Origin of the sequence: Bradyrhizobium zhengyangense, from assembly GCF_022012555.1 — a bacterium.
Lineage (GTDB): Bacteria > Pseudomonadota > Alphaproteobacteria > Rhizobiales > Xanthobacteraceae > Bradyrhizobium > Bradyrhizobium zhengyangense.
Window position 1 is genome coordinate 18,014 of the sequence record NZ_JAKLTZ010000003.1, and the last position, 24,558, is coordinate 42,571.

A 24,558-nucleotide genomic window follows, 5' to 3' on the forward strand; every position below is an offset into this window, starting at 1 on the left:
GGATTGCAGACATGGCCGATCCCACGCCCGACCTTTTCGAGATGCGCCGGCTGGAATCGCTGAGCAACACCATCTTTGGTGTGGCGATGACACTGCTCGCCAACGATCTGCCCAAGGCCGGCGAGTTCAAGGCCATGCCCACCTGGAGCGATCTCGCTCAGCTTTATTCCGGGCGCCTGACCGGATTGATCCTGAGCTTCATCATCGCGGGCGTGTTCTGGATCAGCCATCACCGCCGGCTCGCCCGCCAGCCGGAGGCGGGCCGCCATATTGTGCTGCTCAACCTTTTGTTCCTGCTGTCGATCGTGCTCTTGCCGGTGACCAACGGCCTTTACGGCAATTACGGCGCAAGCAGCGCCGTGGCCGTGCTGTTTGGCCTGCATCTCACTGTCATCGCCGGCCTCAATGCCGCCCTGTGGTGGCTCGTGATGCACGGCTTCCGCCACCAGCTGATCGCAGCCCTGTTTCCGCTGGCCGTATTTTTGCCGGGAACCATCGTGGCTGCGTTTGCCCCGCAATACGCATCCTATTTCTGGTTCCTGGCTTTTGGCGGACTGCTGATCCGCCGCCGCCTGGATACGGCGGCGGCCGGCAAGACCTGACGGCGCGGCTGTCGGTCATCCCTTTGACGGTGTCGCACCGAACCCGTCGGCCGGCACGTAAAGCTTGACCGGCCGGATCTCGTAGACCGCACTCGGGTTGACCTCACGCAGCTTCCGCGCCGCCGCGATCGCCTCTTCATCCGTGTCGTAGTTGACGAGGTGGAAGCCGAGAAGCTGCTCCTTGGTCTCGGCAAACGGGCCATCCAGCACCATGCCTGCGCCTGGGCCGCGCAAGGTCCGGGCCTTTTTGGTGTCATCCAGACGAGCGGCCGGCCCGAGATGTCCGCTGGCCCGCAAGGGTGCCTGAACCTCGATGACCTTGGCGACGACCGCGGCGTCCTGCTGCGGCGTCCATGCCGAAAGCTCGTCTTCCACGTGGTAGGCCAGGATCGCGTAAAGCATTCTCACCTCGCTTGTTTTTTTGGCGCGCAACCGGAAGGATGTATCACCGCCGCCGATGCCGGCAATGGCCGGTGCGCAAAATATTGCGTCACGGCGATGCTGACGAAACCATTCTGAAACCCGATTGCGGCCCGGCACCGTGAACGCCGGCCAAACGCGGGGCGACTGATGGCCACCAAGAGCAATCAAGGACTCGGAGGCGGCCATGTCGACCATCAAGATCATCTGCGACGCGCGGCGGGCGGGGAAGTCGGAGCCGGCTGATCTGCATGACCAGGCAGGCCATCACCGCTACTACGGCAGCTCGGTCGAGAACGGCGGCGAACGCATTGTCGAGAGCCGCCGCGGCAAGCGCGCGTCCGTGCTCGCCATCTTCGGATTTTGAATCGCGCTTTCAGCCGGCATCGTCAGGGCGTGTTCAGCACCTGCTTGACGAGCGCCTCACGCAGCGTCGCCAGCTCGCCGCTCGCCTCCATCTGCGCAATCACCTGTCCAACCTTCGGCACCAGGTCGCGGTGGCTTTCGTGCAGATAATGGAAGATGCGGATACGCTCCAGCGGCGGCGAGAGCGGATAGATTCTCGCTTGCAGATTGAGCTTGCGGACCGCGACCAGCCCGCTGAAGAGGTCGGTGACCATCACGTCGAAACGATCCGCATCCAGCATCGTGATCATGTTCTCGATGCCGGTGGTTGCCGTGACGCGGTCCATGCCGCGCGTGCCGGCTTCCGACGAGCCGACGCCGCGGACGATGCCGATGCGGTAGTCCCGGATCGAATTCCAACCGTCCACGACGAAATGGAGTTTGGTGGTGAACACGGCCGGCTCGATGTAGTTGATCGAGGGCGTCACCTGCAGCAGCGTCGGGTAATCGCGCGACAGCGTTCCGATGCGCTGGATTTCGCCGTCGACCTCGCCGGCGCTAGACAGCGCGAGCGCCCGCTTGCCGGGGACGTCTACGAATTCGAGCTTGATGTTCAGCTTGGCGTAGACGGTGCGCAGCATTTCGCCGCCGACATATTGATCCGGGATGTCGGCGATCCGGGCCAGCCGGATCACCGACTGCGCCTGGGATGCGCCGGCTGCAAACAGCGACAGGCAGACGACGATGATCCGCCACATTAGCGCCTCTCGGCCGTTCCTTGCTACCATTGAGTTCTGATACGAGCGCGATCTACCGGAGATGGCGGCGGCGCGGAGCCACAACGCTCACCGCTCGCCCGCCATGCGCGCGAATCCCTGATATCACCAATGTCATTCTAGCACGCGAAGTGGTAGTTTGCGCGAATATCCTGCTGCTGGGCGCGAGATATGACCCCGCCGACCTCAGATCGCCCAAGGGCCGACAGGATTGCTGCGCGCACCGCGTGCTGAGGAAGATTCAAAATCGTCGAATCGCGTGCGGCTGCGACCAGCAGGCCGAAGAGGAGTGTCGCCATTTTTCGGGGCGGGGTTCATGGGCAACGCAGGTAAAGAGAGTCCCGATCGCAGCCGCGCTGTTGCGCCAGCGGCGGCGAAGCAGGATTTGAGTGGCATCGGAGCTGCGTTCACGTCCCCGATGCTCGCGAGCCTGTCGTCGCGGGCATTCAACTGGTCGCGCAGCGGTATCGGGCCACGCCTGCTTGCGGCCGTGCTGCTGTTCTCATCGATCGTGACGCTGACCCTGACTGCGCTCCAGCTCTATCTGGACTACGATCGCGAAGTCGGCATGATCGAGACAAGGCTCGGGGAGGTCGGCCGCAGCACTACGGGCAGCCTCGGCGAGAGTCTGTGGAGTCTCGATCAGAACCAGCTCAAGCTTCAGCTCGAAGGAATCCTGCGGCTACCTGGTCTGCGCGCCGCCGAGGTCCGCGAGATCGCCGATCGGCCCAACCCTATCAGTGTCGCCGTCGGCGAACGAGGTCGCCGCTCGGTCGTCACGCGCGACTATCCCCTGATTTACACGGTTCAAGGGACCGCACGCCGAATCGGCGTGCTCCATGTCGAGGCGACGCTCAGCGACGTCTATCAGCAATTGCTGAACCGGGCCCTCGTCATCCTGGCAAGTCAGGCCGCAAAGACGTTCCTCGTCTCGCTGTTCATCATCTATATGTTCCACGTTCTGGTGACGCGACACCTGGTCGCCATCGCCGAGTTCGTCAGCAAATACAGTCTGGCGCGGCCGCCTCCTCCATTGCATCTGGAACGCCGGCCCCCTTCCGATCCCGACGAGCTGGACAAGGTAATCGACGCGTTCAACGGCATGTGCACCAACCTCGAGCGTGCCTATGGCGAGCTGCGCGAGGCCAATGCGAATCTCGATCGTGATCTGAACATCCGCCGGCGCGCCGAAGAGGATGCGCGCGCGAGCGAGCAGCGCTTTCGCGACTATGCCGAGACCGCCTCCGACTGGTTCTGGGAAACCGGACCGGATCACGTCTTCACCTACATCTCCGAGCGGGCCGATGCCTTCGGAATGGACCGCCAGGCCCTGATCGGCAAGCGACGTCCGGATGCCGCCTTCGACCAGAACGCCGAAGTGGAGAAGTGGCACGACCACATGGCGACGCTGGACCGCCACGAGCCGTTCCGGAAGTTCGAGTATCGCGGCCGCGACGGGGCCGGGCGTCTGCATTGTTTCAGCGTCAACGGCCAGCCGGTGTTTGGCGACGGCGGACATTTCATGGGCTATCGCGGCTCCTCCACCGATCTCACCGCGCAGCACGAGACCGAGGAGCGGCTTCGCCAATCCCAGAAGATGGATGCGATCGGCCAGCTCACCGGCGGCGTCGCGCACGACTTCAACAACGTGCTGACCGTCATCACAGGCACCATCGAGATCATCCAGGAGGGGCTCGCGGACAAGCCCGAGCTCGCCGCGATCGCCCAGCTGATCGACGACGCGGCCTCGCGCGGCGCCGAGATCACCTCGCAACTCCTGACCTTCGCGCGGCGCCAGCCGCTGGAGCCGCGCGAGATCGATGTCAACGCTCTCGTCGCCGAGACGGCGAAGCTGTTGCGGCCGATCCTCGGCGAGCATGTCGAGATCGTGACCCGGCTCGCTGACGATGCGTGGCCAGCCATGGCCGATCCGTCGCAGCTTTCGTCGGCGATCGTCAATCTCGCGGTCAACGCACGCGATGCGATGCCGGGCGGCGGCAGACTGACGCTCGAGACCGTAAACCGGGAATTCAACGGCACCGACAATGGTGAAGGCGAAGCGGGCTCTTACGTCATGATCGCGGTGGCCGACACCGGTCACGGCATTCCTGCCGAGATTCGCGACCGCGTGTTCGAGCCGTTCTTCACCACCAAGGGGGTCGGTCGCGGTACCGGACTTGGATTGAGCATGGTCTACGGCTTCGCCAAGCAGACCGGTGGCACCGTCGCGATCGAGAGCGAGGAGGGGCGCGGCACGGTGATGCGGCTGTTCCTGCCGCGATCGGCGGGCGAGGCGACGGCGCGGACGGAGCCGGCTCCGACGCCGGCGCTGACGCGTGGACACGAGACCATCCTCGTGGTCGAGGATGATCCGCTGGTGCAAGGCTACGTCATCGCCCAGCTCGGCAGCCTCGGCTATCGCACGCTGACGGCCAGCGAGGGCGCAACCGCGCTGGCGTTAGTCGACCGGGGAGCGAGCTTCGATCTTCTGTTTACAGACATCATCATGCCCGGCGGCATGAACGGGCGGGAATTGGCAGAGTCCGTCCGGCTCCGCCGGCCGGACGTGCGGGTGCTCTACACCTCCGGCTATACCGACAACGCCATCGTTCACGAAGGGCAGCTCGATCCCGACGTGGCGCTGCTCCGCAAGCCATACCGGAAGGCTGACCTGTCGCGAAAGATCCGAGAGGTGCTCGGGGGGCGGGGGCGCTCTGAGTGAGGGGCGCGATATCAGCGAAAATGGCCTGACCAAAGAAAAGGCGCGGCGGGGAGACCCCGTCGCGCCCGATTTCTTGCTCGCTGGTCCAGGGCTGAGAGCGCCCCGATGCCAAGCCCAATCCAAGGCTTAGCGGGCGATCCCAGCGAGGTGACAGCGCTTGGTAAAAGACACTGGATCACCTCCTTTCGTTGATTGCGGGAGACCTCAATATAGGGCGGAAGTCCGTACCTGTTAAGGGGGCGGCAGGCCGAGCGGAACCGGCTCCTGTGCGCAAAGGGCGGAAAGCCCGCGAAAGCCGTCCTGGGGGCAGTTGAGACCGCCGCCCGGCCGTGTTAGGGAGCCCCTGTCGCGGGTGTAGCTCAATGGTAGAGCAGCAGCCTTCCAAGCTGAATACGAGGGTTCGATTCCCTTCACCCGCTCCAGACTTTTCATAGACTTCGCTCAAAGACTTGGCGGGTGGTCGGATTTCATTCTGACCACTGGGCCGCTTGACGCGTTCTGACGCGTCTTTCCCATTGCGTGTTTTGCGTGTCGCTTGATGTATAATCCCGCTCAGCGCGCGTCTCGCTCGACCGAACCCAGATGCAGGTTGACGAAAACATGGTCAACCGGTCACTAGGCATGGCCGTCACTGTTGAAATCAAGACCGGCTCGCGCGCCGTCATCACACATCTGCTCTCGCCACTCCTGCGACGTAAGCAGAAGGCCTTGCGTGAGAGGTAATAGCGACTTGGTGTCGGCTCTCGACTGATCCCACCACATCCCAATTGATCTGGAGGACGGGACGCCGCGCGCCCGTCCTCCCGTTGGGTTACTTCTTCATCGCTTCGATGACGGCGAAGCTGTAGGCGCCTTCGGGCTTCTTGGTGATGACGGGATCGGAACCGCCCGACATCAGCGTGGCCACGGTACGCTCATAGTCCTTGACGTCGAGCTTGCCGTCGGTGTCCCCAAGCAGCTTGCTGATCTCGCCCATCATCCGCTTCTGATCCTTCTCGGTCTTGGCGCCGGTCGTGTCGGCGGCGAGGATGATCTTCACGGCCTCGTCCGGGTGCGCCTTGGCATATTCCCAGCCCTTCATCGAGGCCTTCACGAACTTCGCCATCTTGGCGACGAAGGCCGGGTCCTTAAGGTTCTTCTCCAGCACGTAGAGGCCGTCCTCCAGCGTGGCGACGCCTTCGTCCTCGTACTTGAAGACGACGAGCTGGCTCGGCTTGTAGCCGCCGTCGATGACCTGCCAGTACTCGTTGTAGGTCATCGTGGAGACGCAGTCGGCTTGCTTCTGCAGGATCGGGTCGACATTGAAGCCCTGCTTGATCACCTTGACGCCGCCCGCCGAGCCGTCGGTCTTGAAGCCAAGCTTCGACATCCAGGACAGAAACGGATATTCGTTGCCGCCATACCAGACGCCGAGCGTCTTGCCCTTGAGGTCGGCCGGCTTCTTGATGCCGGTGTCGGCGCGGCAGGTCAGCTCCAGGCCGCTCTTCTTGAAGGTCTGCGAGATATTGACGAGCGGCACGCCCTTCTCGCGCGAGGCGAGCGCGGACGGCATCCAGTCGACGGTCACGTCGGCGCCGCCGCCGGCGATCACCTGCGGGGGCGCCACGTCGGGGCCGCCCGGCTTGATGGTGACGTCGAGGCCGGCCTCCTTGTAGAAGCCCTTGTCCCTGGCGACGAAGTAGCCGGCGAACTGCGCCTGGGCGACCCATTTGAGCTGGATGGCGACGGGTTCGGCTGCTTGTGCGTTCGAAAGCGTCAGGCCGAGCGAAAGAGCTGCGGCCAGTGCCAATGCGTGCTTCATGCAAGACTCCAATTCAACGTGGACCTCGCCGACCTAGGTCCGATAGGACGGATGCCAGAACGTTGTCGCGCGTTCGGCCAGCGTGACAATGCCGTAGAAAGCCATCCCGGCGAGGGCGGCCAACGCGATCTCCGCCCAGACCATGTCGATGGCCATGCGGCCGGCCTCGGTGGAAATGCGAAATCCGATACCCTGCGTCGGAGTTCCGAAAAATTCTGCAACGATCGCGCCAATCAGGGCAAGCGTGGCGTTGATCTTGAGCGCGTTAAAGATGAAAGGCAACGCGGCGGGCAGATGGAGCTTGGTCAGCGCCTGGGCATGGGTGGCGCCGTAGGAGCGCATCAGGTCGCGCTCGATATGGCCGGCTGCATTCAGCCCCGCGATGGCGTTGACCAGCATCGGGAAGAAGGTCACGAGCACGACCACGGCGGCTTTCGACGGCCAGTCGAAGCCGAACCACATCACCATGATCGGCGCGACGCCAACGAGCGGAAGCGCCGAAAAGAAGTTGCCAAGCGGCAACAGGCCGCGGCCGAGGAAGGCGTAACGGTGCGCCAGGATCGCGACAAGAAGCCCGGCGCCGCAGCCGATGACATAGCCCGCCAGCACGCCGCGCACGAAGGTCTGGACGAAGTCGGCCCCGAGGATCGGCAGCGAATGGATGAATTTGGTCGCCGCCGCGCTCGGTGACGGCAAAAGCACGGCTGGCACGCCGAAGCCGCGCACCGCGACCTCCCAGAGATAGAACACGGTGAGGCCGAACAGGAGCGGGACCAGCAGATCGACCGCGCGCCGCCGCCTACCCCGGGCTTGATGCGTCCCGGCGAGATTGACCACGCCAAGTGCCGCCGACAGCCAGCACGCCATCACGATCATCCAGAAGCTGGCACGTGCGGTCCCCGCCATGGCCGGATCCTCCAGCAGGATGAGTGAGGCGGCGGCGGCGAGGATCGCGCCGGCAAGACCGAGAATGGTCGCCCGCTGATCCGACAGCCAGGCCGCCAGCAGGAACAACAAGCCGGCTGCGCCGACGACGGGCCAGAGGGCGGGGCGAGCCGACAAGGGCAGCGATTGCGGCGCGAGCGGAAGGGCGAAGGCGAGCGCCAGAGCGGCGGTTGCGGCGATGAACCCCAGCCTCAGCTTGCGCGGATCCATCAATGCACTCCCATGCGCCGGCCGACGGTTCGTTCGATCAGTCCGATCAGCGCGATCAAGGCGGAGGAGAGGACGGCGGCGGCGACCAGCGCGGACCAGAGTTGGACCGTCTGGCCGTAGTAGGAACCCGAGAGCAGCCGCGCGCCGATGCCGGCTTCGGCGCCGGTCGGCAATTCCGCGACGATGGCGCCGATCAGCGAAATCGTCACGGCGACCTTGAGGCTCGCAAACAGATAAGGCACCGAGGCGGGCCAGCGCAGTTTCCACAACACCTGGCGCGGCGTCGCCGACCATGTCCGCATCAGTTCGAGCTGGAGCGGATCGGGCGAAGCAAAGCCCTTCACCATCCCGATCGTGATGGGAAAGAAGCACAGATAGGCCGAGATGATCGATTTCGGCAGCAGTCCGTGCAGTCCCAGCGCCCCCAGCACCACGATGAAGATCGGCGCCAGCGCCAGCACCGGCACCATCTGCGAGCAGATGATCCAGGGCAGTAAGCTCCGCTCCAGCACCCGGCTGTGCAGGATCAGCAGCGCCAGCACGATCCCGAACAGCGCGCCGAGCAGGAAGCCAAGCAAGGTCGCCGACAATGTCACCAGCGAGTGGTAGACCAGGCTGCGCGGCGCCAGCGGCGGATAACCGAATACGGAATCGAGGAACGCGGCGGCGATCTGGTGCGGCGCCGGCAGCAATGGCCGCTCGGCATCCATCGTGCCCGCGAGCACGTCGCTCATGGTATAGGGCGTCTCTTCGCGCTCGAAGCCGTCGCGGACCAGCGACCAGTTCATGGCAACGGCCGCGACGTACCAGATCGCGACCAGCGCCAGCACCATGGCGAGAACCGGCGCGTAACGCGTGACCAAGGGATGGTCCCGAAGCGCGCGCGAGGGACGCAAGGGCAGGGCGAGCGTGCTACTCGTCATAGGAGTGCCCGGCGCGCAGGCCGTTGCGGACGCGCTGCGCCACCTTCAGAAATTCCGGCGTCTCGCGGATCTCCAAGGATCTCTCGGTCGGGAAATCGCAGTCAATGACATCGATGATGCGGCCCGGGCGCGGCGACATCACGACGATCCTGGTCGACAGGAATACGGCTTCCGGAATCGAATGGGTCACGAACAGCACGGTCTTGCCGGTCGACTTCCATAGCTGGAGGAGTTGCTCGTTGAGGTGATCGCGCACGATCTCGTCGAGTGCACCGAACGGCTCGTCCATCAGCATCAGCGCCGGATCGAACGACAAGGCGCGCGCGATCGAGACCCGCTGCTGCATGCCGCCGGAGAGTTGCCAGGGGAACTTACGCTCGAAGCCGGTGAGGTTGACCATCGACAGATAGCGCTCGACCCGCTGCTGCTGCTCGATCTCGGAATAGCCCATGATCTCCAGCGGCAGCTTCAGGTTCTTCTCGATGGTCCGCCATGGGAACAGGGCCGGCGCCTGGAACACATAGCCATAGCTGCGGGCAAGGCGCGCCGCTTCCGCGCTCATGCCGTTCACCGTGAGCGTGCCGGAGGAGGGCTGCTGCAGATCGGCGATCACCCGCAGCATCGTGGTCTTGCCGCAGCCGGACGGCCCGATGAAGGAGACGAACTCGCCCTCGGCGACTTGCAGGTTGACGTCGGAGAGCGCCTCGACCCGGCCGTCGGCCGTGTCGAAGGTCAGCGAGATGTTTTGGGCGTCGACGACGAGCCGCCCCGGTCGGGAGTCGGCGAGCGGTTCGTCGGGTACGGAGAGACTTGGCTTTGGCATGGCGATGCGAAATATTGTCGCAAAAGCGGATTGTCGTGGCGCGCCCAATGTTTGCGCAGGTGAGGCGCATAATAAGCAGGTTCTTGTCCGATTTCGAAGCAATTGACGCGCGGGTGGCTTTTGACTTGCGTTGTTCACAGCAGATAGTTTCGTGTTCGCTTTCGCAACAAGCGCGCGAGCCCTCGATATGCGAGCCATATGAAGCCTGCTCCGTTCAAATATGTCCTGGCGTCGTCGCTCGACCATGCGCTTGCGCTGAAGGCCGAACATGGCGACGAAGCGCGCTTTCTCGCAGGTGGCCAAAGCCTTATCCCGGCAATGAATTTTCGCCTGGCGCGGCCTTCGGTGCTGATCGACATCAACGGGCTCACCAGCCTCGCCGGCATCGATCGCCCGGAAGCGGGGCAAGTCAGGATCGGTGCTCTGATGCGCTACCGGGCGCTCGAGCGGGATGGCGAGTTTCTCAGGAGCTGTCCGCTGTTTGCCGACGCGCTGCCGCATATCGCGCATCCCCAGATCCGTAACCGCGGCACCATCGGCGGCAATCTCTCCCACGCCGATCCGGCCTCGGAGCTGCCGGCGCTGGCGGTCGCCATGCAGGCGAAGATGCGGATCAGGTCGGCAGCGGGCGGGCGAACGGTGGCGGCGTCCGACTTCTTCGCCGGCCTGCTCACCACCGACCTTGCCAGCGACGAGATGCTGGTCGATATCACTTATCCGGTCCTGGCCCCGCGCAGCGGCACCTGCTTCATGGAAGTCGCGCGCCGCCGCGGCGATTTTGCCATCGCCGGCGTTGCGGCTGTCGTGACCTTGGATGAGGAGCGCCGCTGCGCGAGTGTCCGGCTCGCGCTCTGCGGTGTCGGAGAGACGCCGGTCGATGCCGGCGCGGCAGCATTGCCCATGGTCGGCAGCCGCGTGACGGGCGAGTCGATCGACGCAGTCGCCGCGGGCGTGCGGGAGCTGATCGCGCCGTCCGGCAATGTTCACGCCAGCGCCGACTACCAGCGGCATGTGGCCGGCGTGCTGGTCCGGCGCGCCATCCGCACCGCTCATCAACGGATCAGCCATGCAGCCTGACCAGCACGAGATTGAGCTCACGGTCAACGGCACCCGATATCGGCGCACGGTCGAATCGCGCATGCTGCTGTCCGATTTCCTGCGTCACGAGCTCGAGCTGGCTGGTACCCATGTCGGCTGCGAGCACGGCGTCTGCGGTGCTTGCACCATCCTTCTCGAAAGTGATCCGGTTCGCTCCTGCCTGATGCTCGCGGTGCAGGCCAATGGCCGCGCGCTCGCGACGGTCGAGGGGCTGGCGTCTGCGGACGGGGAGCTGCATCCGGTGCAGCAGGCAATGCACGCGCATCATGGCCTGCAATGCGGCTATTGCACGCCCGGGATCCTGATGACCATGACGGCCTATCTGACCGAGCATCCGTCCCCCTCGGAGGACGAGGTGCGAGAGGCGCTATCAGGCAATCTCTGTCGCTGCACCGGCTATCAGAATATCGTCGACGCGATGATGGACGCGGCCGCGCGGATGCGGGAGGAGGCGTCATGAGCACCCGCTTCTTCGGCGCACCGGTCAAGCGCAACGAGGACAGGAAGCTCCTGACCGGGCAGGCGCTGTTCATCGACGATGTCGAGCTGCCGGGTATGCTACATGTCGCCTTCCTGCGCAGCCAGGTCGCGCATGCCCGCCTGAAGCATATCGACGTATCGCGCGCGCGGAAGCGGCCGGGCGTCGTCGCGGTCTATGTGGCCGAGGACTACGGCGACTATTGGCAGCCCGGCCCGCTTCTGGTGCAGCCGCCGCCGATTCCGGGAAGCACCTTCAATCCGCGCACCCAGGTGCCGCTCGCAAGGGACAAGGTGCGTTATGTCGGCGAGCCACTCGCTGTCGTCGTCGCGGAAAGCCGCTACCTCGCCGAGGATGCACTCGACGATATCGATGTGGAGCTGGAGTCGTTGTCCGCGGTCGTCGACATCGAACGGGCGCTGAAATCCTCATCGGCGCGGGTCCACGACGATCTCGGCTCGAATATCGCGGCGCATGTTCACCAGATGAAGGGCGACTATCGCAAGGCCGCCGCGAACGCGCAGATCATCGTCAAGCGCCGCTTTCGCTATGAGCACGGCATCTCCTCGCCGATCGAGACCCGCGGCGTGGTCGCGCACTGGAATGCACGGGGCCAGCAGATGACGATCTGGGACACGACCCAGGCGCCGGTCTTCATCCGCAACGGCCTTGCCGCCATGCTTGGCCTCGGCGAGCGGCAGGTGCGCGTCATCGCGCCCTTCGTCGGCGGCGGCTTCGGGCCGAAGATCATGATGTTCTATCCGGAAGAGGTGGCGCTGCCGTGGATCTCCATGCGGCTCAACCGTCCGGTCAAATGGATCGAGGACCGGCTCGAGCATTTCGTTGCGACCACGCACGAGCGCGGTCAGATCCACGACGCCGAAATCGCGCTCGCGGCCGACGGACGGATCCTCGGGGTCAAGGACGTCTTCCTGCACGACACCGGTGCCTACAACACGTACGGCCTGACGGTGCCGATCAACAGCCAGTGCACATTGCTCGGGCCCTATGTGATCCCGGCCTACGACAGCACGTTCACGGCCGTGTTCACCAACCTGCCGATCGTCACGCCCTATCGCGGCGCCGGCAGACAGCACGGGGTGTTCGTGATCGAGCGGTTGCTGGATCTCGCCGCACGGGAGCTCGACATCGATCGCGCCGAGATCCGGCGGCGCAACCTGATTCCGCCAGACGCCTTCCCGTACAATAACGAGATCATCTTCCAGGACTTTGCCCCGCTCAGCTATGACAGCGGCAATTACGAGCCTGTTCTCGCCAAGGCGCTCGACGCGATCGGATATCAGCGCTTCCTGAAGGAGGAGCAGCCGAAGTTTCGCGAGGAAGGACGCTGTGTCGGCATCGGCATCGCCTGCTACGTCGAGGGGACCGGCATCGGTCCCTATGAGGGCGCCAAGGTGCAGGTGCAGGCCAACGGCAAGGTCAATGTGGCGACCGGCATCGGCACCCAGGGGCAGGGGCATTTCACGAGCTTCGCGCAGATCGTCGCCGACCAGCTCGGCGTCGATCCTTCCGATGTCGATATCGTCACCGGTGATACCGACCAGTTCTACTGGGGCGCCGGCACCTTTGCCAGCCGCGGCGCGGTGGTGGCGGGCAACGCCGTCAACGAGGCGTCGGCCGCGGTCAGGCGGAAAGCCCTGAAGCTCGCGTCCGACGCCTTCGAATGCGCCGAGGAGGACCTCGTTCTTGCCGACGGAAAGGTGTCTATCGCGGGGATTCCGGGAAAGTTCATCCGCCTCGGCGAACTTGCGCAGCGCGCCAATCCGATGCGCGGTGCGGTGAGGCCGGGCACCGAACCCGGTCTCGAGTCCACGCAATATTTTGGCCCGCCCTCAGGCGCCACCGCCAACGGTGTTCATGCTGCGATCGTCGAGATCGATCCGCTGACCTTCGAGCTGAAGGTGCTTAGATATGTCGTGGTCCATGATTGCGGCACGGTGATCAATCCGATGATCCTCGAAGGCCAGATCCACGGCGGCGTCGCGCAGGGCATCGGCAATGCTTTCTTCGAGAAACTTGCTTTCGACGATCAGGGCCAGCTTCTGAACGCGTCGCTCGCCGACTATCTGCTGCCGACTGCGCTCGACGTCCCGCGCATGGAGCTCGACCATACGGTGACGCCGTCGCCGCTCAACCCGCTCGGTATCAAGGGCGCCGGCGAGGCGGGAGCCATTCCGGTCGGGGCCGTGTTTGCACAGGCGATCGAGGATGCGCTGCAGCTCACCTCGCGCAAGATCGAGCTGTTGGAGATTCCGCTGAGCCCGAGTCGGCTGTTCGAGCTGACCCGACAGGAGGGCACATGAGAACGGCGCGCGTGTTTCGCCTGTCAATGGCCCATCCCGGCGACCTCTCCGAGCTCGACGAACTGATCGTGCGCGGCACGATCAAGGCGGCCGATGTCGCGGCCATCATCGGCAAGACCGAGGGCAATGGCGGCGTCAACGATTTTACCCGCGGCTACTTCACCCAGACGCTGATGGCGCTGCTGTCGAAGCATCTCGGACGGCCGGCCGCCGAGCTGATCCGCGAGGTTCCCTGCGTGCTCTCCGGCGGCACCGAGGGGGTGATGAGCCCGCATTACAGCGTCTTCTGTGTCAGAGAGGGGGAAGCCGCAACGCGATATCCGTCCGCGCTGGCAATCGGAACCGCCTTCAGCGCGCCGGTGCCGGCCGAAGAGGTTGGCCGACGCGCCCATGTCGAGAGCGTGGCGGCGACCGTGCGCGCCGCCATTGTCGATGCCGGAATTGAGAAGCCCGAGGACGTACACTTCGTCCAGGTGAAATGCCCCTGCGTGACGGTGGCGCGTGCGGCCGCGGCTATCGCAGCCGGCAAGGCGCCGCTCACCAGCGATCCCAACAAGTCGATGGCCTTTGCGCGCGCCGCCGGTGCCTTTGGCGTCGCGCTCGGGCTGTCCGAGATCAAGCCGGATGACTTCTCCGATGCCTCGCTGCTCGCCGATTTCTCGATCCAGTCGCCGCGTGCCAGCATTTCTTCGGGTGTCGAAGTCGAGAGCAACGAGGTCGTGGTGCTCGGCAATAGCCAGAGCTGGGCGGGCGATTTGCGCATCGCGCACCGGCCCATGATCGATGCGCTCGACATCGGTGCGGTCGTCGACGTGCTCGCCGATCTCGGCATCGCGGCCAGCCCGCAGGTGTCCGCCGCGGACTCGGAGCGCATCGCTTCGGTTCTGGTCAAGTGCGAGCCGGACCGTCGCGGCCGGATCCGCGGCCACCGCCACACCATGCTCGACGACACCGATATCAACGCGCAGCGCCATGTCCGCGGCGCGGTTGCCGGCCTCGTGGCCGGCGTGATCGGCGATGGACGGATTTTTGTGTCGGGCGGCGCCGAGCATCAGGGGCCGGATGGCGGTGGCCTGATCGCCGTGATCGCGTCGCAGGAGGGGGCTGGCTAGATGCGGATTGTCATCATCGGCGCCGGCGTCGCGGGATGCGTGATGACACGCAAACTCGCAGCTCTCGACGGCGTCGACGTCGTCTGCCTCGAGCGGGTCAGCCGCGACGACCATTCCGAGGCCGGCACCGGGCTCAATGTCGGGCCGAATGCCGTGAAGGCGCTCAGCGCGGTCGATCCGGAGCTTGCCGCGCGCATCACCGCTGCGAGCTTCGTCTGGGCGAATTGGCGCATCTCGCTGACCGACGGCACCGTGCTGTTCGATCTGCCGCTCAAGGACGTCGCCGAGGGGCCCGGCTGGCGCATTCGCTGGTCGGAGCTCTATCGCGTTCTGCGCGAGGCGGCCGGTGAGCGCGTTGCCTATGGCTGCGAGATCACGCAAATCGCACGCGATGCTACCGATCCGCGCAAGACGGAAGTCGCCTGGCGCCAGGATGGCCGCGAGCATCGGCTCGACGGCATTGATCTTTTGATTGCCGCCGACGGTCGTTACTCCGATGTGCGGCGGACCATCTCCGGCGAGGTGCCGGTGCGCCTCACGGGCGTTGCGATCTCGCGCCTGCTGGTGCCGGACAGCTCGCGCGGCCTGATCGATGACTATGAGCAATGGTTCAACGGGCCGAACCGGCTGTTGGCGTTCCGCGTGCCGCCGGATCACGTCTATCTGGCCGGCACGTTCCCCATCGAGTCCGAGATCCCCGAAGCCCGCAAGGCGCCCGAGGCGCTGCGCGCCGCCTATGCGCCGGCTCAAGCGCCGCCGAGCGATCAGGCGCGCTGGCTGATCGACCAGCTCTGCAGTGGTGTCACTGATACGCATTGGGCACGGATGCAGGAGCATGATTTGCTTTACCGCGCCGCCGACTGCAACGTGCTCTATCTTGGCGACGCCGCCCATGGCATGGTGCCGACGCTCGGCCAGGGCGCGACCCAGGCGATCGAGGATGCGGCTTGCGCTGCTGCGCTGATCACGCAACGTCACCAGGCCGGCGCCCGTGACGTCGCGCGTTGGCTGAGCGAGATCGAGGCGCTGCGGTCTGATCGTATGCGCTTCGTGATGGAGTTTTCGCTGGCCGCGAGCGACACGATTCTCGCCGGCGGAGATCCGGTCGCCGGGACGCGCAAGAAAAGCGACGAGCCGTTTCGCAGCAATCTGAAGGCGCTGTATCGTCAAATCGGCCTGCCGGTCGACGGCGGCCAAGCGTGAGGAGATATTGAGATGACCGATCTGCCGCTCGCGACCGTCCATGGTCTCTATCACATTGCGATCAAGACCGATGATCTCGCAGCGACCCGGACGTTCTGGACCGCGATCATCGGGCTGCGCGAATTTCCTCGGCCCGATTTCGGCTATCCCGGTGCCTGGCTCGGCTGCCCCCAACCGGGCGGGCTCGGCATCATCCATGTCTATGCCGGCGGTCCCGCGCTCGGGCCCGAGGGCAAGGCGCCGGCCGGCACGGCGGCGATCGATCACGTCTCGCTGTCCTGCTCGGGCTATCGCTCCTATGTGTCGCGCTTCAAGGCAGCCGGTCTCGACTGGCGCGAGTTCATCGTGCCCGGAACCTCGCTGTGGCAGCTCTTCGTCTACGATCCCTCCGGTGTGCAGCTCGAACTGACGTTCGAATGCGGTGGCGAAGGCGAGGAGAAGCCGGATATGTCGCCGGGCCGCAAATATGTCGCGGGCGCGAGCTTCTTCGACAAGGCGACCTATCCGAAGCTCGCTTGAGATGGACGATCGCGCTCCGCTCTGGGCGATGTCGGCGTGTGAGTTCGCGCGTGCCTTTGCGGATGGCCTTTCGCCGCGCGCGGTGATCGAGGCGACGCTCTCGCATATCGCTGCGACCAATCCGCGCGTCAATGCGATCGTCACGCTGGATGCTTCAGGCGCGCTCGCTGCGGCCGACACAAGCGCGAAGCGTTGGCGCGACGGCCGCCCCGCAAGCGCACTCGACGGCGTGCCTGTTACGGTCAAGGACAACATCCTCGTCGCGGGGCTACGTGCGACCTGGGGGTCAAAGCTCTATCGCGATTTCGTGCCCGGCGAAGACGAATTGCCGGTGCGTCGGCTGCGCGAGGCTGGCGCCATCATCCTCGGTAAAACTAATGTGCCTGAATTCACCGTGCACGGTTACACCGACAATGCGCTGTTCGGTACCACCGGCAATCCCTGGGATCCGGCTCTGACGCCAGGTGGTTCGAGCGGCGGTGCGGTGGCAGCGGTCGCCAGCGGCATGTGCGCGCTTGCGCTCGCCACCGACGGCGGCGGTTCGATCCGGCGCCCGGCCGCTCATACTGGCCTCGTCGGCTTCAAACCCTCACGCGACATTGTGGCGCGCGGCAAGGGCTTTCCGGCGATCCTGGGTGAGTTCGAGGTCATCGGCCCGATCGCGCGCTGCGTCGAGGATATTCGCGCTGCTATGGAGGTGATTGCTGCGCCTCTGTGGTCGCGCCTCATGGCCGAGCCGACCCTGCCGCGGCTGCGCATCGCCTATGTGCCTACATTCGGCGATGCGCCCGTCGACCCCATCATTCGCGACGTGATCGAACGCACGATCGTGCAGGCTCGGGCCCTCGGCCTCGACGTCGAGACCGTCACTCCGTTCACGCTGGCCGATCCGCTTGATGCTGTATGGCCCGTGATCAGCCAGACCGGTATTGCCTGGCTCCTGGAACGGCATCCGGGTTGGCAGGGCCAGGTTAGTCCCGCCATCGTCGAGATGGAGGCGGCCGGGCGCAGCTTGTCAGCGCGCGACTATCTCGATGCACTTGACCAAGTCGCGGCGTTGCGGCGGTCTTTCGATGCGTTGTTCGCCCAGTACGACTTCCTGATCACGCCGTCCACCGCGGCGATGCCGTGGCCGGCCACCGAATCCCATCCCGCCGTCATCGACGGCCAACCGGTCGGGCCGCGCGGCCATGCCGTGTTCACGGCGATCGCAAACGCGCTCGGCCTGCCTGCAATATCTCTTCCCTGTATCATCCCGGACGGTGCACTTCCTGTCGGACTGCAAGTGATCGCGGACCGCGATCATGATGGCCGGCTGATCAGGTTTGCCCGTGAATACGAAGGCCGGTTGTTCGTCCACCGATGGCCGAGTTCACCCTGATGGCTGCTGTGTAACGGCGTGGTTCGGCAGTCTCCAGACGCCCCGGCGGGTCAATCCTTCAACGCGTAGGCGATGACGTAATCACCGCGCTTGGTACCGAACGAGCCGTGACCGCCGGCTGCGGTGACGACATATTGCTTGCCGCCCGCCTCGTAGCTCATCGGTGTCGATTGGGCGCCGGCGGGCAGGCGGTCTTCCCAGAGCACCTTGCCATTGCGCACGTCGTAGGCCCTTATCGTGTACTCGTAGGTCCCGGTGTAGAACGCGACCCCGCCGGCGGTCGTGATCGGCCCGCCCAGCATCGGCACGCCCATCCTGAAAGGCAGCGGCAGCGGCGTGGTGTCCCGGATCGTTCCGTTGGGATGCTGCCAGACAATCTTCATCGTCTTCAGATCGATTGCGGCCATCGAGCCCCATGGCGGCCGGTAGCACGGCACGGAGAGGGGCGAGAGGAAGCTCTGGATATCCACGCCGAACGGCGTGCCATACATCGGCTGGGTGCCGACCTCGCTGCCGACAGGCTTATCGGCCGTCGGCGCGGGCGGATTGCCGGGGCCGCGCGGAATGAGCTTCGAGACGAAGGGCAACGACATCGGATTGGCAATGGCGATCTGTCTCACCGGATCGATCGCGATGCCGCCCCATTCGAACATGCCGAGATTGCCGGGAAAGACGAGCGTGCCCTGCAACGATGGCGGCGTGAACGTGCCCTCGTAACGCAGCCGGTTGAACATGATCCGGCACAGAAGCTGGTCGAAAATCGTGCCGCCCCACATGTCCGCTCCGGTCAGCTTCGCCTCGGGGCGGAATGTCAGCTCGGAGAACGGCTGCGTCGGCGCAGTACGGTCGCCGGGCGCGGGGCCTTGCGGCACGGGGCGCTCCGGTGCCGGCACGATCAACTCGCCGGTCCGTCGATCGAGCACGAAGATGTTGCCCACCTTGGTCGGCTGAACGATGGCGGGAACAACGCCCCTGGCCGTGGTGACATCGACCAGGCTCGGCTGCGAGGGAACGTCCATGTCCCAGAGATCGTGATGCACCGTCTGGTATGACCAGACGCGTTTGCCGGTGTTGACGTCGAGTGCAACGATCGAGCTGGAGTAGCGCTCGACCAGCGCATTGCGATTGCCTCCCCAGATGTCGGGCCCGTTATTGCCGGTGGGGATGTAGACGAGGTTCAATTTCGGATCGAACGAGGCGGTGATCCACGAATTCGGCGAGCCGTTGGTGTAGTGACGCGTCGGCGACGGCAGCTCATTTTCATCGGCTGCACCGGAGTCCCAGGCCCAAACCAGTTTGCCAGTGTAGACGTCGAAGCCGCGGATGACGCCCGACGGCACGTCGACCGCATAATTGTCAATCACAGCGGCGGCGACGACCAAAATCTTGTCGCTGACGACCGGCGGCGATGTCGGCTCGAAGAAGCCCGCCGTCTTGATCCCCATGCCTTGCTGGAGGTCGAGGCTGCCATGGTCGCCAAAACTGTCGCACAGCTTGCCGCTGTCGGCATCGAGCGCGATCATGCGGCCGTCGTTGACCGGCAGGAAAATCCGGCGAGGGCATTCGGCGGGGGCTGGAGCACCGCCGCTGTCGACGGCGCCTGCCGTGGTTTCGTGGTAAGAGACCCCGCGGCAGGTCATGTGCTGGAACGTCTTGTTGAACACCAGCTTGGGATCGTATCGCCAACGTTCCTTGCCGGTGCTGGCGTCGAGCGCAAACAGCACCTGGTGCTGCGAGCAAAGATAAAGCGTGTCGCGCACCTTGATCGGCGTAACCTCGAAGGTCGTTTCGCCGGAATCCTCTGGCGTCGGCACGTCGCCGGTGCGGAAGGTCCAGGCGACCTGCAGCTTGCCGACATTGTCGGGCGTGATCTGCTTCAGCGGTGAGTAGCGCTGTCCGAATTGTGTGCGTCCATAGGCCCGCCAATCGCTATCCGGTTGAGGGTCGGCTTCGCTTTGCGGCACGGCCGATGCTTGCTCGGCGATCTTGCCGTTGACGTCGTGATAGCTGGACACAAGTGCGATGATAAGGACGACGGACGACGCAGCAACGGCGACCCAGAGTGGCAGCGTCGCGCTTCGATACGACACCGGCTGGTCTCGCAGCAGCCCGCGAACGATCACGGGCATGAGCAGCCAGAGCGCCATTGGGAAGACGATGTCGCCGCGCGATGCCAGCGGCCACCAGTCGAACTGCACTTCCGAGATGGCCCACGCCACGGTGCCGACCAGCACGATCGCAAACAGCCATAGCGACTGACGGCGCCGCGCCAGCAACAACGCGGCCGTCGCGAGAATGCCGACACCGAGGACAATATAGAAGATGGATCCGCCCAGCGCGGCGAGCCAGAGGCCGCCCCCCGCGATCACCAGACCGATCAGAGCATAGACGAGACCTGTGACAAAGACGGCCGTGGATCGCTGCATGGCTGCTCCGGCGCGGCAAGAAGATCGAGCACTGTCCGGTGCAAACGCAGCAGACGGCGCTGAGTTGCAGTCACTGTGGTCCAGTCAACCAGGGCTGGCAACCTCCAACTGCTGCGTCGATGCAACATCTGCAGGCAAAAACTTGCGATCCGATGTGATAAGTCTTTGTTCGGAATTGCGCGCTCGTTGAATACGATCATTGTTGCGCATCGCGTCCTCAGGACTCGCACCACCCCGGGAACCACATTAGTCATGTATCTGGGCATCGATCTCGGCACCTCCGCAGTCAAGACCGTTCTCGTCGACGGCGCGCAGCGCGTGATCGCGAGCGAGAGCCGGGCGCTGACGATCGCCTCGCCGCAGCCAGGCTATTTCGAGCAGGATCCGGCGCAGTGGATCGAGGCGACTTTTGTCACGCTGGACGCCCTGAAGGCCTCGCATGGACAAGAGCTGGCGAGGGTCGAAGGCATCGGGCTGTCAGGCCAGATGCATGGCCCGACGCTGCTCGATGCCAACGACACGCCATTGCGGCCCTGCATCCTCTGGAACGACGGACGCTCTGCCGCGGAGTGTCGCATTCTGGAGCAGCGCTGGCCCGCCTTGCGCGCGATAACGGGCAACAAGGCGATGCCTGGCTTCGCAGCGCCAAAGCTGCTCTGGATCGCAAAGCACGAGCCCGGGATCTTTGCGGCGACGAGGCGCGTCTTGTTGCCGAAAGCCTATCTGCGCCTCGTTCTATCGGGCGAGGCAGTCGAGGACGTCTCCGACGCATCGGGATCGCTATGGCTCGACGCGGCGCGCCGGGACTGGTCGGATGCGGCATTGGCCGCGACCGGCTTGTCACGCGCGCACATGCCGCGTCTGGTTGAGGGGTGCGCGTTGGCGGCCACGTTGCGCAGCGAGCTTGCGCAGCGTTGGGGCATGGTTCGCCGGCCGATGATCGCAGGCGGCGCTGGCGACAATCCGGCCGGCGCCGTCGGCATCGGCGCGATCAGTCCGGGGACCGCGTTCATCTCGCTGGGAACCTCGGGCGCATTGCTGGCGCCGACCGACCATATTGCCGCCAATCCGGACCGCGTGGTCCATACCTTCTGCCACGCAATCCCACGCATGTGGATTCAGGCCGGCGCCATCCTCTCGGCGGCGTCGTGCCTTGCCTGGGCCGCGCGCCTGTTCGGCGTCCCGGAAGCGGATCTGCTGGCCCCGCTGGGGGCGCACCCGCAGGCGCCGTCGCCGGTGCGCTTCCTGCCATATCTTGCGGGCGAGCGGACGCCGCACGATGATCCCGTCGTGCGTGGCATGCTCGATGGGTTGAGCCACGGTACCGACCGCACGGCGATCGTGCAGGCCGTGCTGGAGGGTGTTGCCTTCGCGCTGGCCGATTGCCGGGACGCGCTTGGCGATGCCGGCATTGCAGTGACGGAAGCCGATGTCATCGGCGGCGGTTCGCGATCCAGGTTCTGGCTGTCGGTGCTATCAAACGTTTTGAACGTTCCGATTCATCGCTTTGCCGAAGGCGAGACTGGTGCCGCGTTCGGTGCGGCGAGATTGGGGCGGCTTGCTGTCACCGGCGAGGCAATCGAAGCCGTCTGCACGCCACCGCAACGCGTCGAGACTTTCGAACCCGATCGCGTGCTGGTGCAGGCCTATGCCGAGCGGCTTCCCGCCTGGCGCCAGCTATATCGGCCACGCCACTAACATCGCTTTGGTTGCGCATTTCTCCCTGTTCGCTGTTGCCCTGCGCGATGGCCTTTTGTTTAATGGGCGAACCGCGCCTGAAATGAAACGCGGACAAGAAATGCATTGTGCGCCGGGAGGCACGATGAACGATCCAATCCTCGAGATGCGAGGAGTGTCAAAATCCTTCTTCGGCATCAAGGCGCTGCGTGCCGTTGATCTGACCGTCTACGCCGGCGAGGTCCATGCCTTGATGGGCGAGAACGGCGCCGGGAAATCGACCCTTATGAAAATCCTGTCGGGGGCCTACCGGCCCGATCCCGGCGGCGAGATCCGCATCGAGGGCAAGCCGGTGCGGATCGAAGGTCCGCTCGGAGGCCGCGCCGCGGGCATCTCGATCATCTATCAGGAACTATCTTTGGCCCCCAATCTGAGCGTTGCGGAGAATATTTATCTCGGCCGTGAGATGTCGCGTTCAGGTTTGCTGGCGCGCGGTGCCATGCGCGAAGGTGTTGGTCCGATCCTGGAACGGCTGGGCGCGGATTTCCTGCCGTCGACATTGGTGGCGCATCTCTCGATGGGGCAGCGCCAGCTCGTCGAGATTGCGCGTGCACTGCACGCGCGCTCGAAAATCCTGATCATGGATGAGCCGACCACGGCGCTGTCCGCCGGCGAGAGCGAGCGGCTGTTTGCGCTGATCCGGCAACTTCGCGCCGAAGGGCTTGCCATCATCTACATCTCGCACCGCATGGACGAGGTCTATGCGCTCGGCGACCGCGTCACCGTGCTGCGCGATGGCCGGCTGGTCGGTTCGCTCGACAAGCAGGACATCCGCGCCGACGCTATTGTTCGCATGATGGTCGGACGCGACGTCTCCTCCTTTTACAAGAAGGATCACGATCCCGAGGCCGGGAAGGGGCATCCCGTGCTCACGGCCACCGACATGGCGGATGGGCAGCGCGTCAAGGGTTGTTCGCTCACCGTCCATGCGGGCGAGGTGGTGGGGCTTGCCGGATTGATTGGCGCCGGCCGCACCGAACTTGCGCATCTCATTGTTGGCGCCGCACCGAAGACGTCAGGCCATCTCGAACTCGAAGGTCGGCCGATCGACATCCGCACGCCCGGCGAGGCGCTCGAGGCCGGCATTGCCTATCTGACCGAGGACCGCAAGGCGCTTGGCCTGTTCCTCGACATGTCGTGCCTGGACAACATCAATCTCGCCGTAATCGGACGCGATGCCAAGCTCGGCTGGTTCCTGGATCGCGACAAGGCGCGCGAGCGCGCCGACAGGGCGTTTGCGGGACTCAGCATCCGCGCCGCCAATGCCGGCGTACCCGCAGGAGGCCTGTCCGGCGGCAACCAGCAAAAGGTCCTGTTGTCGCGGCTGCTCGCCATTGCACCGAAAGTGCTGATCCTCGACGAGCCGACGCGCGGCGTCGACGTCGGCGCCAAGTCGGAGATCTATTCCATCATCGACAATCTCGCCAAGGCCGGCACCGCAATCCTCGTCATCTCGTCCGATCTGCCAGAAATCATCGGTATCTGCGACCGCGTCCTGGTGATGCGGTCGGGGCATATCGCAGGCGAGGTCAGGCGAATCGAGACAGCGCCTTTGACTCAGGAAGACATCATGGCCCTCGCCACGGGGACGGAGCATCTCGATGCCTGACAACGGATCGACGCAGGCGAAGGCCGCGACTGCAAACGGCCTTGCCGCTGCCCAGGAGACAAAACGTCAGCGCATCAGGCTCCTGATCCGCGCGGCCGGCATGTTGCCGGTGCTGCTATTGCTATGCATCGGCTTCCACTATCTGTCGGAGGGCCGTTTCTTCACCGGACAGAATCTCGGCATCGTCCTGCAGCAGGCTGCCGTCAACACCGTGCTCGCCGCGGGCATGACCTTCGTCATCCTCACCGGCGGCATCGATCTCTCGGTCGGCTCGATCCTGGCGGCGTCGGCAATGGCCGGCCTGACGATGTCCAAACTGCCCGAGTTGAGCGCGCTCTGGCTGCCGGTCGCTGTGCTCACCGGTCTTGGCTTCGGCATCGTCAATGGCGCGCTGATCGCGCTGTTGCGCCTGCCGCCGTTCATCGTCACGCTCGGCTCGCTCACCGCCGTGCGCGGACTGGCGCGGCTGCTCGGCGCCGACACCACGGTGTTCAATCCGTCGATTCCCTATGCCTTCATCGGCAACGGTTCGCTCACGCTGATCCCCGGCGTGGCCTCGATTCCCTGGCTGTCGGTCATTGCGCTGCTCGTCATTTTCGTTTCGTGGGTGGTGCTGCGCCGGACCGTCCTGGGTGTGCACATCTATGCGGTCGGCGGCAATGAGAGCGCGGCGCGGCTTGCCGGCATCAAGGTTTGGGCCGTCCTGATCTTCGTCTATGGCATCTCGGGATTGTTGGCCGGATTGGGCGGCGGCATGCAGGCGGCGCGGCTCTATGCCGCCAACGGCTTGCAGCTCGGACAAAGCTACGAGCTCGACGCCATCACCGCGGTCATCCTCGGCGGCACGTCTTTCGTCGGCGGCATCGGATCGATCTGGGGGACGCTGGTCGGCGCACTGATCATCGCGGTGCTCTCGAACGGGCTGATCCTCGTCGGCGTCTCCGACATCTGGCAATATGTGATCAAGGGCCTGGTGATCATCGGCGCGGTGGCGCTGGATCGCTATCGGTTGCAAGGCTCCGCCAGAACTTGAACGGTTCTGCGCGCATCTGAGCGCGCGGTGTGAAATTCGGTTGCGGCAACTGGTCTGCCGTACCGTCTTTG

The 24,558-nt window shown here is 64.7% G+C and carries 20 protein-coding genes, 1 tRNA gene and 1 pseudogene; 15 read left to right on the forward strand and 7 right to left on the reverse strand.

The genetic code is table 11. The annotated features are described in order from the left end of the window. Nucleotides 1-11 precede the first annotated feature (11 nt). Nucleotides 12-602, forward strand: a complete 591-nt coding sequence (locus L6639_RS10485) for a TMEM175 family protein (protein WP_237861343.1) — start codon at nucleotides 12-14, stop codon at nucleotides 600-602. 15 nt (nucleotides 603-617) lie between these two features. On the opposite strand, the gene L6639_RS10490 is transcribed toward L6639_RS10485, so the two are convergent. Further along, a complete protein-coding gene (locus L6639_RS10490; RefSeq protein WP_237862547.1) occupies nucleotides 618-1,004 on the reverse strand; it encodes a YciI family protein in 387 nt (128 codons plus the stop codon). Between the two features lie 205 nt (nucleotides 1,005-1,209). On the opposite strand from L6639_RS10490, the gene L6639_RS10495 reads away from it, so the two are divergent. After that, the gene (locus tag L6639_RS10495) at nucleotides 1,210-1,389 is read left to right on the forward strand and encodes a hypothetical protein (protein WP_237861344.1); all 180 of its coding nucleotides are present in this window, start codon (nucleotides 1,210-1,212) and stop codon (nucleotides 1,387-1,389) included. Nucleotides 1,390-1,411: 22 nt separating this feature from the next. On the opposite strand, the gene L6639_RS10500 is transcribed toward L6639_RS10495, so the two are convergent. Then, nucleotides 1,412-2,125, reverse strand: a complete 714-nt coding sequence (locus tag L6639_RS10500) for a substrate-binding periplasmic protein (protein WP_237861345.1) — start codon at nucleotides 2,123-2,125, stop codon at nucleotides 1,412-1,414. 334 nt (nucleotides 2,126-2,459) lie between these two features. Between L6639_RS10500 and L6639_RS10505 the strand changes: the two genes are divergently transcribed. The 3 genes and pseudogenes from L6639_RS10505 to L6639_RS43045 form a co-directional block, all read left to right on the forward strand. Continuing rightward, a complete protein-coding gene (locus L6639_RS10505) occupies nucleotides 2,460-4,865 on the forward strand; it encodes an ATP-binding protein (protein WP_237861346.1) in 2,406 nt (801 codons plus the stop codon). Between the two features lie 348 nt (nucleotides 4,866-5,213). After that, a tRNA-Gly gene (locus L6639_RS10510) sits at nucleotides 5,214-5,287 on the forward strand. A gap of 130 nt (nucleotides 5,288-5,417) precedes the next feature. Continuing rightward, nucleotides 5,418-5,588: pseudogene (locus L6639_RS43045) on the forward strand (HlyD family type I secretion periplasmic adaptor subunit); the annotation flags it as partial. A gap of 88 nt (nucleotides 5,589-5,676) precedes the next feature. Here L6639_RS43045 and L6639_RS10515 read toward each other — a convergent pair. Genes L6639_RS10515 through L6639_RS10530 form a run of 4 tightly spaced genes read right to left on the reverse strand, consistent with a single transcriptional unit; the run spans nucleotide 5,677 to nucleotide 9,567 of the window. Further along, the gene (locus L6639_RS10515) at nucleotides 5,677-6,666 is read right to left on the reverse strand and encodes an ABC transporter substrate-binding protein (RefSeq protein ID WP_237861347.1); all 990 of its coding nucleotides are present in this window, start codon (nucleotides 6,664-6,666) and stop codon (nucleotides 5,677-5,679) included. A 33-nt stretch (nucleotides 6,667-6,699) separates the two neighbouring features. Next, a complete protein-coding gene (locus tag L6639_RS10520) occupies nucleotides 6,700-7,821 on the reverse strand; it encodes an ABC transporter permease (RefSeq protein WP_237861349.1) in 1,122 nt (373 codons plus the stop codon). After that, nucleotides 7,821-8,744: an ABC transporter permease gene (locus tag L6639_RS10525; RefSeq protein ID WP_333909341.1), complete on the reverse strand. Its 924-nt coding sequence runs from the start codon at nucleotides 8,742-8,744 to the stop codon at nucleotides 7,821-7,823. The genes L6639_RS10520 and L6639_RS10525 overlap by 1 nt, the downstream gene beginning before the upstream one ends. Next, on the reverse strand, nucleotides 8,734-9,567 hold the full coding sequence (locus L6639_RS10530) for an ABC transporter ATP-binding protein (RefSeq protein ID WP_237861351.1): 834 nt from the start codon (nucleotides 9,565-9,567) through the stop codon (nucleotides 8,734-8,736). Before L6639_RS10530 ends, L6639_RS10525 begins: the two co-directional genes overlap by 11 nt. A 198-nt stretch (nucleotides 9,568-9,765) precedes the next feature. On the opposite strand from L6639_RS10530, the gene L6639_RS10535 reads away from it, so the two are divergent. From L6639_RS10535 to L6639_RS10565, 7 genes are read left to right on the forward strand one after another with little or no spacing between them, the layout of a single operon-like run. Then, complete coding sequence (locus L6639_RS10535; RefSeq protein ID WP_237861352.1) at nucleotides 9,766-10,644, forward strand: FAD binding domain-containing protein; 879 nt, start codon at nucleotides 9,766-9,768, stop codon at nucleotides 10,642-10,644. Next, complete coding sequence (locus tag L6639_RS10540; RefSeq protein ID WP_237861353.1) at nucleotides 10,634-11,125, forward strand: (2Fe-2S)-binding protein; 492 nt, start codon at nucleotides 10,634-10,636, stop codon at nucleotides 11,123-11,125. The genes L6639_RS10535 and L6639_RS10540 overlap by 11 nt, the downstream gene beginning before the upstream one ends. Next, complete coding sequence (locus L6639_RS10545) at nucleotides 11,122-13,467, forward strand: xanthine dehydrogenase family protein molybdopterin-binding subunit (RefSeq protein ID WP_237861354.1); 2,346 nt, start codon at nucleotides 11,122-11,124, stop codon at nucleotides 13,465-13,467. Before L6639_RS10540 ends, L6639_RS10545 begins: the two co-directional genes overlap by 4 nt. Beyond that, nucleotides 13,464-14,579, forward strand: a complete 1,116-nt coding sequence (gene atzD / locus L6639_RS10550; protein ID WP_237861355.1) for a cyanuric acid amidohydrolase — start codon at nucleotides 13,464-13,466, stop codon at nucleotides 14,577-14,579. Before L6639_RS10545 ends, atzD begins: the two co-directional genes overlap by 4 nt. Further along, nucleotides 14,580-15,782 carry an FAD-dependent oxidoreductase gene (locus L6639_RS10555; RefSeq protein WP_237861356.1) on the forward strand — a complete coding sequence of 401 codons (1,203 nt, stop codon included), beginning with the start codon at nucleotides 14,580-14,582 and terminating at the stop codon, nucleotides 15,780-15,782. It begins immediately after the preceding gene. Nucleotides 15,783-15,794: 12 nt separating this feature from the next. Continuing rightward, complete coding sequence (locus L6639_RS10560; protein WP_237861357.1) at nucleotides 15,795-16,301, forward strand: VOC family protein; 507 nt, start codon at nucleotides 15,795-15,797, stop codon at nucleotides 16,299-16,301. Nucleotide 16,302: 1 nt separating this feature from the next. Continuing rightward, nucleotides 16,303-17,682: an amidase gene (locus L6639_RS10565; RefSeq protein ID WP_237861358.1), complete on the forward strand. Its 1,380-nt coding sequence runs from the start codon at nucleotides 16,303-16,305 to the stop codon at nucleotides 17,680-17,682. A 50-nt stretch (nucleotides 17,683-17,732) separates the two neighbouring features. Here the strand turns inward: L6639_RS10565 and L6639_RS10570 are convergent, their stop codons facing one another. Beyond that, nucleotides 17,733-20,108, reverse strand: coding sequence for a glucose/quinate/shikimate family membrane-bound PQQ-dependent dehydrogenase (locus L6639_RS10570; protein WP_237861359.1), 2,376 nt, complete (start codon nucleotides 20,106-20,108; stop codon nucleotides 17,733-17,735). A 252-nt stretch (nucleotides 20,109-20,360) separates the two neighbouring features. On the opposite strand from L6639_RS10570, the gene xylB reads away from it, so the two are divergent. From xylB to L6639_RS10585, 3 genes are all read left to right on the forward strand, one after another. Continuing rightward, nucleotides 20,361-21,806, forward strand: a complete 1,446-nt coding sequence (xylB, locus tag L6639_RS10575) for a xylulokinase (protein WP_237861360.1) — start codon at nucleotides 20,361-20,363, stop codon at nucleotides 21,804-21,806. 124 nt (nucleotides 21,807-21,930) lie between these two features. Further along, complete coding sequence (locus L6639_RS10580; protein ID WP_237861361.1) at nucleotides 21,931-23,454, forward strand: sugar ABC transporter ATP-binding protein; 1,524 nt, start codon at nucleotides 21,931-21,933, stop codon at nucleotides 23,452-23,454. Further along, nucleotides 23,447-24,487: an ABC transporter permease subunit gene (locus L6639_RS10585; protein ID WP_237861362.1), complete on the forward strand. Its 1,041-nt coding sequence runs from the start codon at nucleotides 23,447-23,449 to the stop codon at nucleotides 24,485-24,487. Before L6639_RS10580 ends, L6639_RS10585 begins: the two co-directional genes overlap by 8 nt. Nucleotides 24,488-24,558: the final 71 nt, after the last annotated feature.

Excerpts from the sequence above, each read along its gene's own strand:
- L6639_RS10485 (WP_237861343.1), top strand. The coding sequence starts at position 12 with ATGGCCGATCCCACGCCCGACCTTTTCGAGATGCGCCGGCTGGAATCG.
- L6639_RS10490 (WP_237862547.1), bottom strand. The coding sequence starts at position 1,004 with ATGCTTTACGCGATCCTGGCCTACCACGTGGAAGACGAGCTTTCGGCA.
- L6639_RS10495 (WP_237861344.1), top strand. The coding sequence starts at position 1,210 with ATGTCGACCATCAAGATCATCTGCGACGCGCGGCGGGCGGGGAAGTCG.
- L6639_RS10500 (WP_237861345.1), bottom strand. The coding sequence starts at position 2,125 with ATGTGGCGGATCATCGTCGTCTGCCTGTCGCTGTTTGCAGCCGGCGCA.
- L6639_RS10505 (WP_237861346.1), top strand. The coding sequence starts at position 2,460 with ATGGGCAACGCAGGTAAAGAGAGTCCCGATCGCAGCCGCGCTGTTGCG.
- L6639_RS10515 (WP_237861347.1), bottom strand. The coding sequence starts at position 6,666 with ATGAAGCACGCATTGGCACTGGCCGCAGCTCTTTCGCTCGGCCTGACG.
- L6639_RS10520 (WP_237861349.1), bottom strand. The coding sequence starts at position 7,821 with ATGGATCCGCGCAAGCTGAGGCTGGGGTTCATCGCCGCAACCGCCGCT.
- L6639_RS10525 (WP_333909341.1), bottom strand. The coding sequence starts at position 8,744 with ATGACGAGTAGCACGCTCGCCCTGCCCTTGCGTCCCTCGCGCGCGCTT.
- L6639_RS10530 (WP_237861351.1), bottom strand. The coding sequence starts at position 9,567 with ATGCCAAAGCCAAGTCTCTCCGTACCCGACGAACCGCTCGCCGACTCC.
- L6639_RS10535 (WP_237861352.1), top strand. The coding sequence starts at position 9,766 with ATGAAGCCTGCTCCGTTCAAATATGTCCTGGCGTCGTCGCTCGACCAT.
- L6639_RS10540 (WP_237861353.1), top strand. The coding sequence starts at position 10,634 with ATGCAGCCTGACCAGCACGAGATTGAGCTCACGGTCAACGGCACCCGA.
- L6639_RS10545 (WP_237861354.1), top strand. The coding sequence starts at position 11,122 with ATGAGCACCCGCTTCTTCGGCGCACCGGTCAAGCGCAACGAGGACAGG.
- atzD (WP_237861355.1), top strand. The coding sequence starts at position 13,464 with ATGAGAACGGCGCGCGTGTTTCGCCTGTCAATGGCCCATCCCGGCGAC.
- L6639_RS10555 (WP_237861356.1), top strand. The coding sequence starts at position 14,580 with ATGCGGATTGTCATCATCGGCGCCGGCGTCGCGGGATGCGTGATGACA.
- L6639_RS10560 (WP_237861357.1), top strand. The coding sequence starts at position 15,795 with ATGACCGATCTGCCGCTCGCGACCGTCCATGGTCTCTATCACATTGCG.
- L6639_RS10565 (WP_237861358.1), top strand. The coding sequence starts at position 16,303 with ATGGACGATCGCGCTCCGCTCTGGGCGATGTCGGCGTGTGAGTTCGCG.
- L6639_RS10570 (WP_237861359.1), bottom strand. The coding sequence starts at position 20,108 with ATGCAGCGATCCACGGCCGTCTTTGTCACAGGTCTCGTCTATGCTCTG.
- xylB (WP_237861360.1), top strand. The coding sequence starts at position 20,361 with ATGTATCTGGGCATCGATCTCGGCACCTCCGCAGTCAAGACCGTTCTC.
- L6639_RS10580 (WP_237861361.1), top strand. The coding sequence starts at position 21,931 with ATGAACGATCCAATCCTCGAGATGCGAGGAGTGTCAAAATCCTTCTTC.
- L6639_RS10585 (WP_237861362.1), top strand. The coding sequence starts at position 23,447 with ATGCCTGACAACGGATCGACGCAGGCGAAGGCCGCGACTGCAAACGGC.